The organism is Streptomyces sp. AHA2, from assembly GCF_036857595.1.
Classification (GTDB): Bacteria; Actinomycetota; Actinomycetes; order Streptomycetales; family Streptomycetaceae; genus Streptomyces.
The window spans coordinates 246246-259607 of sequence record NZ_JAUQWJ010000002.1; the positions used below are offsets into that span (position 1 = coordinate 246246).

General features: G+C 69.6%; 12 protein-coding genes. 9 read left to right on the plus strand and 3 right to left on the minus strand.

The window, feature by feature from the left end:
- Nucleotides 1-82 precede the first annotated feature (82 nt).
- Both Q5694_RS04965 and Q5694_RS04970 read left to right on the plus strand, forming a co-directional pair.
- Nucleotides 83-1705, plus strand: coding sequence for an MFS transporter (locus Q5694_RS04965; RefSeq protein WP_333930777.1), 1623 nt, complete (start codon nt 83-85; stop codon nt 1703-1705).
- Between the two features lie 266 nt (nt 1706-1971).
- Nucleotides 1972-2277 carry a small hydrophobic protein gene (locus tag Q5694_RS04970; RefSeq protein ID WP_333930778.1) on the plus strand — a complete coding sequence of 102 codons (306 nt, stop codon included), beginning with the start codon at nt 1972-1974 and terminating at the stop codon, nt 2275-2277.
- 106 nt (nt 2278-2383) lie between these two features.
- Here the strand turns inward: Q5694_RS04970 and Q5694_RS04975 are convergent, their stop codons facing one another.
- Nucleotides 2384-3118, minus strand: a complete 735-nt coding sequence (locus tag Q5694_RS04975; protein WP_333930779.1) for a potassium channel family protein — start codon at nt 3116-3118, stop codon at nt 2384-2386.
- 84 nt (nt 3119-3202) lie between these two features.
- Complete coding sequence (gene aceE, locus Q5694_RS04980; RefSeq protein ID WP_333930780.1) at nt 3203-5950, minus strand: pyruvate dehydrogenase (acetyl-transferring), homodimeric type; 2748 nt, start codon at nt 5948-5950, stop codon at nt 3203-3205.
- 449 nt (nt 5951-6399) lie between these two features.
- Here aceE and Q5694_RS04985 point away from each other — a divergent pair, with 449 nt between their 5' ends.
- The 6 genes from Q5694_RS04985 to Q5694_RS05010 all read left to right on the plus strand — a co-directional run bounded on the left by Q5694_RS04985 (nt 6400) and on the right by Q5694_RS05010 (nt 10958).
- Nucleotides 6400-6837 carry a DUF3052 domain-containing protein gene (locus tag Q5694_RS04985; protein WP_333930781.1) on the plus strand — a complete coding sequence of 146 codons (438 nt, stop codon included), beginning with the start codon at nt 6400-6402 and terminating at the stop codon, nt 6835-6837.
- A gap of 107 nt (nt 6838-6944) precedes the next feature.
- Nucleotides 6945-7403 carry a peroxiredoxin gene (locus Q5694_RS04990; RefSeq protein ID WP_333930782.1) on the plus strand — a complete coding sequence of 153 codons (459 nt, stop codon included), beginning with the start codon at nt 6945-6947 and terminating at the stop codon, nt 7401-7403.
- Nucleotides 7404-7550: 147 nt separating this feature from the next.
- Complete coding sequence (locus Q5694_RS04995) at nt 7551-8126, plus strand: calcium homeostasis/redox stress adaptation protein (RefSeq protein WP_333930783.1); 576 nt, start codon at nt 7551-7553, stop codon at nt 8124-8126.
- 119 nt (nt 8127-8245) lie between these two features.
- Nucleotides 8246-8821: a TerD family protein gene (locus Q5694_RS05000; RefSeq protein ID WP_333930784.1), complete on the plus strand. Its 576-nt coding sequence runs from the start codon at nt 8246-8248 to the stop codon at nt 8819-8821.
- A 125-nt stretch (nt 8822-8946) separates the two neighbouring features.
- On the plus strand, nt 8947-10092 hold the full coding sequence (locus Q5694_RS05005; RefSeq protein WP_333930785.1) for a DUF475 domain-containing protein: 1146 nt from the start codon (nt 8947-8949) through the stop codon (nt 10090-10092).
- 131 nt (nt 10093-10223) lie between these two features.
- Nucleotides 10224-10958 (plus strand): TerD family protein, encoded by a 735-nt coding sequence (locus Q5694_RS05010; RefSeq protein ID WP_333931295.1) that lies wholly within the window; start codon nt 10224-10226, stop codon nt 10956-10958.
- Nucleotides 10959-10988: 30 nt separating this feature from the next.
- Here Q5694_RS05010 and Q5694_RS05015 read toward each other — a convergent pair whose 3' ends face one another.
- Complete coding sequence (locus Q5694_RS05015) at nt 10989-11894, minus strand: TerD family protein (RefSeq protein WP_333930786.1); 906 nt, start codon at nt 11892-11894, stop codon at nt 10989-10991.
- 227 nt (nt 11895-12121) lie between these two features.
- On the opposite strand from Q5694_RS05015, the gene Q5694_RS05020 reads away from it, so the two are divergent.
- Nucleotides 12122-13288 carry an HpcH/HpaI aldolase/citrate lyase family protein gene (locus Q5694_RS05020; RefSeq protein WP_333930787.1) on the plus strand — a complete coding sequence of 389 codons (1167 nt, stop codon included), beginning with the start codon at nt 12122-12124 and terminating at the stop codon, nt 13286-13288.
- The last annotated feature ends 74 nt before the right edge of the window (nt 13289-13362 follow it).

Here is a 13362-nt window from a genome sequence, read left to right on the forward strand (position 1 = left end):
CAGGCTATCGGGGATGTCGTGTCGGTGACCGACCGGTGAATCGGTTTGTCAATTGTCAGTGACTGTCACTAGCCTCGAACGTATGACTAGTCAGACCGCCATCGACACGTCGGGGTCGGGGGGCAGGGCGCCGGGCGCGGCGGACGCGACTCCGGGCAAGGGGCTGCGGGGGCACCCCTGGCTCACCCTCATCACCGTCGCCGTGGGGGTCATGATGGTGGCCCTGGACGGCACCATCGTGGCCATCGCCAACCCGGCGATCCAGAAGGACCTCGGCGCCACGTTCGCCGAGGTGCAGTGGATCACCAACGGTTACTTCCTCGCCCTCGCCGTCTCCCTGATCACCGCGGGCAAGCTGGGCGACCGCTTCGGGCACCGGCAGACCTTCCTGATCGGCGTCGTCGGCTTCGCCGCCGCCTCGGGCGCCATCGGCCTGTCCGACAGCATCGCCTGGGTGGTGGTCTTCCGTGTCCTGCAGGGCCTGTTCGGCGCGCTGCTGATGCCGGCCGCGCTGGGTCTGCTGCGGGCCACCTTCCCCGCCGAGAAGCTGAACATGGCCATCGGCATCTGGGGCATGGTCATCGGCGCGTCCACCGCCGGCGGCCCGATCCTCGGCGGTGTGCTCGTCGAGCACGTCAACTGGCAGTCGGTGTTCTTCATCAACGTGCCGGTCGGCGTCCTCGCCGTCGTGCTCGGCGTGTGGATCCTGCTCGACCACCGCGCCGAGAACGCCCCGCGCTCCTTCGACCTGCTGGGCATCGCCCTGCTGTCGGCCTCGGTCTTCTGCCTGGTGTGGGCGCTCATCAAGGCCCCGCCGTCCGAGTGGGGCTGGGGCGACGCCAGGACGCTCGGCTTCCTCGGTGCCTCCGTGCTGGGCTTCGCGCTCTTCGCCTTGTGGGAGACGAAGGTCAAGGAGCCGCTGATCCCGCTCGCGCTGTTCCGTTCCGTGGCGCTGTCCGCGGGTGTCGTGCTGATGATCCTCATGGCCATCGCGTTCATGGGCGGTCTGTTCTTCGTGACGTTCTACCTGCAGAACGTGCACGGCATGAGCCCGGTCGACGCGGGTCTGCACCTGCTTCCGCTCACCGGCATGATGATCGTCGGCTCGCCGCTGGCCGGCGCGATGATCACCAAGTTCGGTCCCCGCGTCCCGCTCGCGGGCGGCATGGCACTCACCGCGATCGCCATGTACGGAATGTCGACCCTGGAGACGGACACCGGCAGCGGCGTGATGTCGCTCTGGTTCGCCCTGCTCGGCCTCGGTCTCGCGCCGGTCATGGTGGGCGCGACCGAAGTCATCGTGGGCAACGCCCCGATGGAGCTGTCGGGTGTCGCGGGTGGTCTGCAGCAGGCCGCCATGCAGATCGGCGGCAGCCTCGGCACGGCCGTCCTCGGTGCCGTCATGGCCTCCAAGGTCAACAGCGACCTGGCGGGCAACTGGCAGAAGGCGGGCCTTCCGCCGCTCACCCCGGAGCAGGAGCACCAGGCCTCCGAGGCGGTCCAGGTCGGCGTCCCGCCGCTGGCGCCGGGGACGCCGGACGCGATCGCCGCGAAGATCACGGGGGTCGCGCACGACACCTTCATCTCCGGCATGAGCGCGGCCTCGCTCGTCGCGGCGGGTGTCGCCGCGGTGGCGGTGCTGGTGGCGTTCCTGACCAAGCGCGGCGAGAACGCCGGCGCCGGTGCGGGTGCCGCACACATCTGACGGCCCGCCGGCGGACGCCCCCGGGAGGACTCCTCCCGGGGGCGTTCGCTCATCAGGGTGAACGAGACCGTCCGGGCCTCCCGTTGGGCCCCCTCACAGGTCACAGTGGGTCACGTCCTCCGCAGGACATGGAGGGCGGACGCTGCGGCGCGCTGCCGGAGGGGGGTGGCGCGCAGGCAGCGGTGCATCGCCGTGCGTTCGCGGGGTACCCGCCATGTCATACCCGAGTTGAGCCTCAACCGACCGAGGGAGCACGGGAGTCGACGATGGCGAGCTTCGGACACGGTACGCGCAGGCACCCCCGCTCACGTGGCCGGACGTGGCCAGGGACCGGGACGGATCGCGCGACGTTCGGGCTCATCGGAGTCGTCTGCGCGGTCGCGGGCTTCTTCGTGCTGGGGATCGTCCTCGGCCCCGCCGCGATCGTCTGCGGCCGGCTCGCCATGGGCCGTACCTGGTCGGGCTCCCGCCCGGCCGCGGCCGTGGTGGCCCTCGTCCTGGGCGCCATCGACACGCTCCTGGCCCTGTTGTGGCTGTCCGGAGCCATGACACCGGGCACGGGCTGGTACTGAACCGGGTGAAGTGAGCACGGGCCCCCGGCGGTTCGGCCGGGGGCCCGCTCGTGCGCGGACGAGCGGGACGGCGCCGGCCCGCCACCGTCCCGCTCTCACCCGGCGCTCACTCGACGGACGTCCTCTTGAGTGCCGCCACCTCCGCGCGCAGCGCCCGGACCTCCTCCGTCAGTTCCCGGATCGCCTCCGTCTGCCGCCGCTCCTCCACGTCGTCCTTCTCGAACCGCGCGATGAACCAGGCCGCGATGTTCGCCGTCACCACACCCAGCAGGGCGATCCCGGACAGCATCAGCCCGACCGCCAGCATCCGCCCCAGACCGGTCGTCGGGGCGTGGTCCCCGTATCCCACGGTCGTCATCGTGGTGAAGGACCACCACACCGCGTCACCCAGCGTGCGGATGTTCCCGTCCGGCGCGTCGCGCTCCACGGACAGCACCGCCAGCGAGCCGAACATCAGCAGCCCGACCACGGCCCCGGCGACGTACGTGGTCAGCCGGATCTGCGAGGCCATGCGCGCCCGCTGCCCGACGAGCAGCAGGGTCGACACCAGCCGCAGCAGCCGCAGCGGCTGGAGCAGCGGCAGCAGCACCGCGGCCAGGTCGAGCCAGTGCGTCCGTACGAAGGACCGCCGGTGCGGGGTCAGCGCCAGGCGTACGACGTAGTCGAGGACGAAGGCCGCCCACACCACCCACTCGACGGCCGCGCACGCCCGCACCACCGTGCGGTCGGCGTCGGGCCGGACGATCGGCACGGCGTAGGCGACGGCGAACGCGAGGGCCAGGGCGAACAGGGGGCGCTGCGTGTGCTGCTCCCAGCGGAGCTGGGCGGACTGCTGCTGCATGGCGGCATCGTAGGAAAGCCGGAGGGGTGGCGGGCCCACGGTGCGTCCGTGAGGCTCGCCACCCCCGACAGGGCTCCCGGCGTGCTACGCGTCGCCGCCCGCGGGGCCCGGGTCCGCGGCCGAGACGTCGAGCAGCTGGTACCGGTCGATGGCCTGCTTGAGCACCGACCGGTCGACCTTGCCCTCCCGCGCCAGCTCGGTCAGCACCGCCACCACGATCGACTGGGCGTCGATGTGGAAGAAGCGGCGGGCCGCACCCCGGGTGTCGGCGAAGCCGAAGCCGTCCGCACCGAGCGACTGGTACGTCTGCGGCACCCAGCGCGCGATCTGGTCCGGGACCGAGCGCATCCAGTCCGACACCGCCACGACCGGGCCCTGTGCGTCCGCGAGCTTGCGCGTCACGTACGGCACCCGCTGCTCCTCCTCGGGGTGCAGCAGGTTGTGCTCCTCGCAGTCCACCGCCTCGCGCCGCAGCTCGTTCCAGGAGGTCGCCGACCAGACGTCCGCCTTGACGTTCCACTCCTCGGCCAGGAGCCTCTGCGCCTCGACCGCCCAGGGCACCGCGACGCCCGAGGCCAGGATCTGCGCCGGGATCGAGCCGCCCGTGCCCTCGCTGAACCGGTAGAGGCCCTGGAGGATGCCCTCGACGTCCACGCCTTCCGGCTCGGCCGGGTGCTGGATCGGCTCGTTGTAGACGGTCAGGTAGTAGAAGACGTCCTCGCCGTGCGGGTGCTCCTGCGAGGAGCCGTACATCCGGCGCAGACCGTCCTTGACGATGTGGGCGATCTCGAAGCCGAACGCCGGGTCGTACGCCACGCACGCCGGGTTCGTCGACGCGAGCAGCTGCGAGTGGCCGTCCGCGTGCTGCAGGCCCTCACCGGTCAGGGTCGTGCGGCCGGCGGTCGCGCCCAGGACGAAACCGCGGGACAGCTGGTCGGCCATCTGCCAGAACTGGTCGCCGGTGCGCTGGAAACCGAACATCGAGTAGAAGACGTAGACCGGGATCAGCGGCTCGCCGTGGGTGGCGTAGGCCGAGCCGGCGGCGATCAGCGAGGCCGTGCAGCCCGCCTCGGAGATGCCGTCGTGCAGCATCTGCCCGTTCGGCGCCTCCTTGTAGGCGAGCAGCAGCTCGCGGTCGACCGACTCGTACTGCTGTCCGAGCGGGTTGTAGATCTTCGCGCTCGGGAAGAACGAGTCCATGCCGAACGTGCGGTACTCGTCCGGCGCGATCAGCACGAACCGCTTGCCGATCTCCTTGTCCCGCATGAGGTCCTTGAGGAGCCGGACGAACGCCATCGTCGTCGCGATGGACTGGTGACCCGACCCCTTCTTCACGGTCGCGTACGTCTTGTCCTCGGGCAGAGCCAGCGGCTTGGACCGGACGACGCGCGTGGGCACGTAACCGCCGAGCGACCTGCGGCGGTCGTGCATGTACTGGATCTCCTCCGAGTCCCGGCCCGGGTGGTAGTACGGCGGGACGCCGGACTCCAGCTCCTTGTCCGAGATCGGCAGGTGCAGGCGGTCGCGGAAGCGCTTGAGGTCGTCGACCGTCAGCTTCTTCATCTGGTGCGTGGCGTTGCGGCCCTCGAAGTTCGGGCCCAGCGTCCAGCCCTTGATCGTCTTGGCGAGGATCACCGTCGGCTGGCCCTTGTGCTCCACGGCCGCCTTGTACGCCGCGAAGATCTTGCGGTGGTCGTGACCGCCGCGGCCCAGGTGCAGGATCTGGTCGTCGGTCATGTTCTCGACCATCGCGCGCAGCCGGTGGTCGTCGCCGAAGAAGTGGTCGCGGATGTACGCGCCGGTCTCCGTGGCGTACGTCTGGAACTGCCCGTCCGGCGTGGTGTTCATCTTGTTGACCAGCACGCCGTCGCGGTCCTGGGCGAGCAGTGGGTCCCAGGTGCGGTCCCAGACGAGCTTGATCACGTTCCAGCCGGCGCCGCGGAAGATCGACTCCAGCTCCTGGATGATCTTGCCGTTGCCGCGCACCGGGCCGTCGAGGCGCTGAAGGTTGCAGTTGACGACGAACGTCAGGTTGTCCAGACCCTCGCGGGCGGCGATGGACAACTGGCCCAGCGACTCCGGCTCGTCCATCTCGCCGTCGCCGAGGAACGCCCAGACGTGCGACCTGGAGGTGTCGGCGATCCCGCGCGCCTCCATGTAGCGGTTCATCCGCGCCTGGTAGATCGCGCCGATCGGGCCGAGGCCCATCGACACCGTCGGGAACTCCCAGAAGTCCGGCATCGACCGCGGGTGGGGGTAGGACGACAGCGCGTAGGGCGCCTTGGACTTCTCCTGGCGGAAGCCGTCCAGGTGCTGCTCGCTCAGCCGGTCCAGCAGGAAGGCGCGGGCGTAGATGCCCGGGGAGGCGTGCCCCTGGAAGAAGACCTGGTCACCGCCGTCGCCCTCGTCCTTGCCACGGAAGAAGTGGTTGAAGCCGACGTCGTACAGCGAGGCGGAGGACGCGAAGGTGGCGATGTGGCCGCCGACGCCGATGCCCGGGCGCTGGGCCCGCGAGACCATCACCGCCGCGTTCCAGCGGGTGGCGTTCAGGACCTTGCGCTCGATCTCCTCGTTGCCCGGGAAGAACGGCTCGCTCTTGGTCGGGATGGTGTTGACGTAGTCCGTGCTGCGCATCTCCGGCACGGCCACGCGCTTCTCGCGGGCCCGCTCGATCAGCCGCAGCATCAGGTAGCGGGCGCGCTCCCGGCCGCGCTCGTCGACGGCGGCGTCCAGGGAGTCGAGCCACTCCTGCGTCTCTTCGGGATCGAAGTCAGGAACCTGACTCGGAAGGCCGCCAATGATGATCGGGTTGCGATCGGATGCGGAAGCCACGCTGTTCCTTACCTGTCAGAGGGCCTGCGAGGGCCGCTGTTTCGCTGTCGTCGCGGGGCGTCGTCGCTGGGGGGCGCGCCGCTCCCCATGGTCCACCTCGGGGCCGTGAAACGTCATCTCTACCGAGCGGTAACCCGAGCGTGAGACCGGCTCCGTGACACCACGGGCGAATACCTTCGAGTCTCGTACCCACAGACGATTCCCAAACGCCCAAACAGGGCAGAAAGGTGTGGTGTGCATCACCTCGGGCCATGATGGTGTGCCTGGAGTTGCGGTGACACCGCCGGGATCGTCACCGTTTCGGCGGTCTGCACGGCCGGGTACTTGCGCGATCGGTCCCGCCCGTGTGGACTACGGCCAATGCTTCGCGCACGCGCGTGGCTGAGATTCCCCCGAGCTCAGAGGAGCAGGGGGTACCCCCATCCGAAGACATGATCAGGAGGCAACCCGTGAGCGCGACCGCGGACCACGCGGAGGAGCGGACGAACCCTGCCGCCAGGCTGGGGTTCCAGCCCGGGCAGGTGGTCCAGGAGATCGGCTACGACGACGACGTGGACCAGGAGCTCCGCGAGACCATCGAGGGCGTCATCGAGGGCGACCTGATGGACGAGGACTACGACGACGTGGCCGACGCCGTTGTGCTGTGGTTCCGTGACGACGACGGCGACCTGACGGATGCGCTGGTGGATGCCACCACGTACATCGAAGAGGGCGGCGCCATCCTGCTCCTGACGCCGAAGACCGGCCGTGCGGGGTACGTGGAGCCGAGCGACATCTCGGAAGCCGCCACCACGGCGGGTCTGACGGCGTCCAAGAGCGTCAGCGTCGGCAAGGACTGGAGCGGCAGCCGGCTGGCGACGCCGAAGGCCGCCAAGTCCAAGCGGTAGTCGTACCGCCGGGGCGGGCCGTGCCGTCGGCCCGCCCGTCGGCGTGTTCGGGCCCCTGCGTAGGGTGGTCCCTCCCGGCACACCACCAGGAAGGGACACCCACGACGATGGCGATCCAGGTCGGCGACAAGGCCCCCGACTTCGAGCTCAGGGACAACCACGGCGCCGCGGTGAAGCTGTCCGACTTCCGCGGCTCCCGGAACGTCGTCCTGCTCTTCTACCCCTTCGCCTTCACCGGCGTGTGCACCGGCGAGCTGTGCGAGCTGCGCGACAACCTGCCGCAGTTCACCGACCGCGACACCCAGCTGCTCGCCGTCTCCAACGACTCCATCCACACCCTGCGCGTCTTCGGTGAGCAGGAGGGCCTGGAGTACCCGCTGCTGTCCGACTTCTGGCCGCACGGCAACGTCTCGCGCGCCTACGGCGTCTTCGACGAGGACAAGGGCTGCGCCGTGCGCGGCACCTTCGTCATCGACAAGGAGGGCGTCGTGCGGTGGACCGTCGTCAACGGCCTGCCGGACGCGCGCGACCTGAACGACTACGTCAAGGCGCTCGACGCGCTGTGACACCGGTCGGGCGTCCCGCGCCCGACATCCGCGCGAATGTCGGCGTCAGGGCCTGCGAGGCGTGGGAACCCGTCACTAGGATCGAGTCGTTGATCCGACATCCGAGCACAACGGGGCATCCCGCCCCTGGACACCAATGGAGGACTCGTGGGAGTCAGCCTCAGCAAGGGCGGCAACGTATCGCTGACCAAGGAGGCGCCTGGCCTCACCGCGGTCATCATCGGTCTGGGGTGGGACGTCCGCACCACGACCGGCACCGACTTCGACCTCGACGCCAGCGCGCTGCTGCTGAACAGCTCCGGCAAGGTCGCGAGCGACGCGCACTTCATCTTCTTCAACAACCTCAAGAGCCCGGAGGGCTCCGTCGAGCACACCGGTGACAACCTCACCGGTGAGGGCGAGGGCGACGACGAGCAGATCAAGGTGAACCTCGCGACCGTGCCGGCCGAGGTGGAGAAGATCGTCTTCCCCGTCTCGATCTACGACGCCGAGACCCGCCAGCAGTCCTTCGGCCAGGTCCGCAACGCGTTCATCCGCGTGGTGAACCAGGCCGGCGGTGCGGAGATCGCCCGGTACGACCTGAGCGAGGACGCCTCCACCGAGACCGCCATGGTCTTCGGTGAGCTCTACCGGCACGGCGCGGAGTGGAAGTTCCGTGCCATCGGCCAGGGTTACGCCTCCGGCCTGCGCGGCATCGCGCAGGACTTCGGCGTGAACGTCTGAGCCACCCGGCGGCCCCGGCACCGGGGCCCCGCATCCTCTCGTCCGGCGCCGCACGGTTTACGTGCGGCGCCGGACGCGCAGGACCACCTGGGACACATCCTTCGGGGAGGGACAGCATCATGGGCGTCACGCTTGCCAAGGGGGGCAACGTCTCCCTGTCCAAGGCCGCACCGAACCTCACACACGTGATGATCGGTCTCGGCTGGGACGCGCGCTCCACCACGGGAGCGCCCTTCGACCTCGACGCCAGCGCCCTGATGTGCAGCGGCGGCCGCGTGCTCGGGGACGAGTGGTTCGTCTTCTACAACCAGCTCAAGAGCCCGGACGGCTCGGTCGAGCACACCGGCGACAACCTCACCGGTGAGGGCGAGGGCGACGACGAGTCGCTGCTCATCGACCTCGCCAAGGTGCCGCCGCAGTGCGACAAGATCGTCTTCCCGGTCTCCATCCACATGGCCGACGAGCGCGGCCAGACCTTCGGCCAGGTCAGCAACGCCTTCATCCGCGTGGTGAACCAGGCCGACGGCCAGGAACTGGCCCGCTACGACCTCAGCGAGGACGCCTCCACCGAGACCGCCATGATCTTCGGCGAGGTGTACCGGTACCAGGGCGAATGGAAGTTCAGGGCCGTCGGCCAGGGGTACGCGTCGGGTCTGCGCGGCATCGCGCTGGACTTCGGAGTCAGCGTCTCGTGACGCGATATGAGCAAAATCCGGGGCCTCGCGGAGGGCCGGGAAGGGCCCACTAGACTGCGGCTTCAAAAGTTCGTAAAGCCGGGTACGGCGCGGGGGTACCCCGTACACACACGATTGGGTAGCCAGTGGTTCTGAAAACCTTCGGGTGGTCGTTCGCGGTCACCGCGCTCGGCCTGGTCGCAGCGGTCTTCTACGGAGGGTGGACCGCTTTCGGCATCGTCGCGATCCTGTCCATCCTCGAGATCTCGCTGTCCTTCGACAACGCGGTGGTCAACGCCGGAATCCTGAAGAAGATGAATGCCTTCTGGCAGAAGATCTTCCTCACGATCGGCATCCTGATCGCCGTCTTCGGCATGCGGCTGGTCTTCCCCGTCGTGATCGTCGCGGTCAGCGCCCAGATGGGCCCGATCGAGGCGGTCGACCTCGCCCTCACCGACAAGGACCGCTACCAGGAGCTGGTGACCGACGCGCATCCGTCGATCGCCGCCTTCGGTGGCATGTTCCTGCTGATGATCTTCCTCGACTTCATCTTCGAGGACCGGGACATCAAGTGGCTCGGCTGGCTGGAGCGCCCGCTGTCCAAGCTCGGCAAGATCGACATGCTGTCGGTCTGCATCGCCCTGATCGTCCTGCTCATCTCCTCGATCACCTTCGGCGCCCACGCCCACCAGCACGGCGGCACCCACGCCGACAAGGCGGAGACCGTCCTGCTGTCCGGCATCGCCGGTCTGATCACGTACATGATCGTCGGCGGCCTCTCCAGCTTCTTCGAGGACAAGCTCGAAGAGGAGGAGGAGCGCGAGCACGAGGCCGAGGAGCAGGCCGTCCGCGAGGGCAAGCCCAAGTCGGCGGTCAAGCTGGCCGGCAAGGCCGCGTTCTTCATGTTCCTGTACCTCGAGGTCCTGGACGCGTCCTTCTCCTTCGACGGCGTGATCGGTGCGTTCGCCATCACCAACGACATCGTGCTGATGGCGCTCGGCCTGGGCATCGGCGCCATGTACGTCCGTTCGCTGACGGTCTACCTCGTCCGCCAGGGCACCCTGGACGACTACGTCTACCTGGAGCACGGCGCGCACTACGCCATCGGCGCGCTCGCCATGATCCTGCTGGTCACCATCCAGTACGAGATCAACGAGATCATCACCGGCCTCATCGGCGTCGTCCTGATCGGTGCCTCCTTCTGGTCCTCCGTCCGCCGCAACAAGGCGCTCGCGGCGGCCGAGGGGAACGCCGGGTCCAGCGACAAGACTGAGGTCTCGTCCGGGGTGTGACACCCCTCCGGGTGAGGAACGCTCTCGACGGGGCGGCCACCGAGGCGACTCCTCGGCGGCCGCCCCGTCGGCCGTGAAGGGCCGCGGGCACGGCGGTGACCCGCGGTTACCAAGTGAACGTGGGGGGCGGAATGGGCCTGTTCGACGGACTCCGGCGCGGCGAGGCGCAGTTCGACTCGGGCAACGCGGCAACCAACGCGATCGAACTGACCAAGCGGCGCTCGCAGATATCACTCACCAAGCAGGACGCGGCCACCGGCCACCTGCGCGTCAACCTCAGCTGGCGGATGCGCACGTCCGACATCGGCGGCTCCCAGCGCGAGAGCCTGCTGCGCCACCCCTTGCGGGCGCTGAAACCGCCGGAGGTCGTCGGCCACAGCCAGTCCATGGTCAACGTCGACCTGGACCTCGGCTGCCTGTACGAGCTGCAGGACGGCAGCAAGGGCGTCGTACAGCCCCTCGGCGGCTATTTCGGGGACGTCAACGCCCCGCCGTACGTCAAGCTCAGCGGCGACGACCGCTTCGGCTCGGGATCCGGCGAGACGATGTACATCAACCTGGACCACCGCGAGCACATCAAGCGGCTCCTGGTGTTCGTCTACATCTACGACCAGACACCCGCGTTCGACCGCACCCACGCCAGCGTCACGCTCTACCCGAGCAGCGGCCCCCGCATCGAGATCCACCTCGACGAACGTCAGCCGCAGGCCCGCTCCTGCGCCGTCGTCATGATCGAGAAGGTCAAGGACGAGATCGTCGTCCGGCGCGAGGCGAAGTTCGTCTACGGCTTCCAGGCCGAGCTGGACCGGCTCTACGGCTGGGGACTGCAGTGGGGCCGGGGCTACAAGACCAAGGTCGACCGCTGACCCCCGCGCGCCCCGCCGGTCGGCCCCGCCTCAGCGGCCGATGAACTGCGGACCTTGCGGGGGCAGCCGGAAGTCCGGGTCGGGCGCGCCGGTGGGTGGGGGCGGGTAGCCGTAGCCGGGCCGCGCGCCCGCGGCCCCCGCCGTGGCCGGTGGCTGCGGGTAGCCGTAGACGGGCGGGCTGGTGGGCTGCGGGTAGCCGTAGGCCGGCTGTGTCACCGGGGGCTGCTGCGGCGGGTAGCCGTAGCCGGGCTGAGCGGGCACCCCGGCCGGCTGCTCCGGCGGCAGCGGGCGGGAGCCCTCGGGGGCGGACGGGGGCTGCCCGGCGGTGGTGGGGGCGGGTCCGGCCGTGGTCGGGGGCGTCGGGACGGAGGCGGTGGGCTCCTCGGCCGCCTCCGCCTCGTCCACCGAGATGCCGAAGTCCGTCGCGAGGCCCTTCAGCCCGTTCGAGTAGCCCTCGCCCAGCGCCCGGAACTTCCAGCCCTCCCCGCGGCGGTACAGCTCGCCGCAGATCAGCGCCGTCTCCTCGCCCGTCTCCGGCTTCACGTCGAAGTACGCCAGCGCCTCCTCGCCCGTGCCCGCCGCGTCGTACAGCAGGATGCGCAGCGCCCGCACGCGGTCGAAGGTGACGCCGTCCGCCGAGGCGACGATCAGGATGCGGCCGACTTCGGACTCGACACCGGTCAGTTCCGTCTGGATCGTGTCGGTCAGGCCCTCGGCGACCCGCTTCTTGCCGAGCCGCCACACCGTGCCGGAGGGATGGCGGGGCTGGTTGTAGAAGACGAAGTCCTCGTCGGAGCGCACACGACCGCCGGGGCCGAGGAGCAGCGCGGAGGCGTCGACGTCCGGGACCCCCTGCCCGGGTGTCCAGCGCAGCACGGCGCGTACCGTGGTGGCTTCCAGCGGGACGTTCGACCCCTTCAGCATCGCGTGCGTCATGCGGTCATCCTGCCTTCTCGGTCCTGCTCACGACAACGCGGGGCGCGGCGCCACGAGCGGCGCCCCCGGCGGTCGCGCACTACCGTCGAGATGGCCGGGTCCGGCTGTGCTTGCCCGCGTTACCTGAAATTCATGCCTGACGGGAACCTGGGACATGGACTTCTACGTACTATTACCGGCCAGCTTTCGTCGATTCGCAGGTCGCGCAACCACCACGGGGGAGATCCATGCGTCACTTCGGACAGATCGCCCCTGAGGTGCGGCGGCGCCTCTTCCACCGCGAGCCGTGCGAGTTCACCTCCGACTCCCCGGCCCGCCTGCTGTCGGCCGCCCTCGGCGCCACGCTGTACAGCCCCGCCACCCGGCCCCGCCTCGCCGACGACGTCCGCAAGCAGGCCGGCCGGGGCGTGGTCTCGATGGTGCTGTGCCTGGAGGACTCGATCGACGACGCCGAGGTCGGCCCCGGCGAGGAGAACCTGGTCCGTCAGCTCACGGCCCTGGCCGGCCTGCCGGACGCGGACCTGCCGCTGCTGTTCATCCGGGTCCGCACCCCCGAGCAGATACCCGACCTCGTACGGCGCCTGGGACCCGCCGTGCGGCTGCTGTCCGGCTTCGTGCTGCCCAAGTTCACCGCTGAGCGCGGCATGCCGTTCCTGGAGGCCCTCACGGCCGCCGAGGCCGAAAGCGGCCGTCGTCTTTTCGCCATGCCCGTGCTGGAGTCGCCCGAGCTGCTCTACCGGGAGTCGCGCGTGGAGACCCTGGAGGGCATCTTCCGGGCGGTCGACAAGTACCGCGACCGCGTCCTGGCCCTGCGCCTGGGCGTCACGGACTTCTGTTCCTCCTACGGGCTGCGCAGGGGCCCGGACATGACCGCCTACGACGTGCAGATCGTCGCCTCGGTGATCGCCGACGTGGTGAACATGCTGGGCCGGGCCGACGGGACCGGCTTCACGGTGACCGGGCCGGTGTGGGAGTACTTCCGGGTGCAGGAGCGCATGTTCAAGCCGCTGCTGCGGCAGAGCCCCTTCCTGGAGGTGCAGGCCGCGGAGCTGCGCGCGAAGCTGATCGAGCACGCCATGGACGGGTTGCTGCGGGAGATCTCCCTGGACCAGGCCAACGGACTGCTGGGCAAGACCTGCATCCACCCCTCCCATGTGCTGCCGGTGCACGCCCTGTCGGTCGTCAGCCACGAGGAGTTCTCGGACGCCCAGGACATCCTGCGCCCCGAGCGCGGCGGCGGGGGTGTGCTGAGATCGGCGTACACGAACAAGATGAACGAGGTGAAACCGCATCGGGCCTGGGCCGAGCGGACCCTGCTGCGGGCCGAGGTCTTCGGCGTGGCCGACGAGGACATCGGCTTCGTGGAGCTGCTGGCGGCGGGCCTGCCGGAGTGACGGCAGCGTGCGCGGGGCCCCGCAGCGGCGGGACGGGCCCCGTGCGGTACATCGGCGGACTCGACGCGGGGATT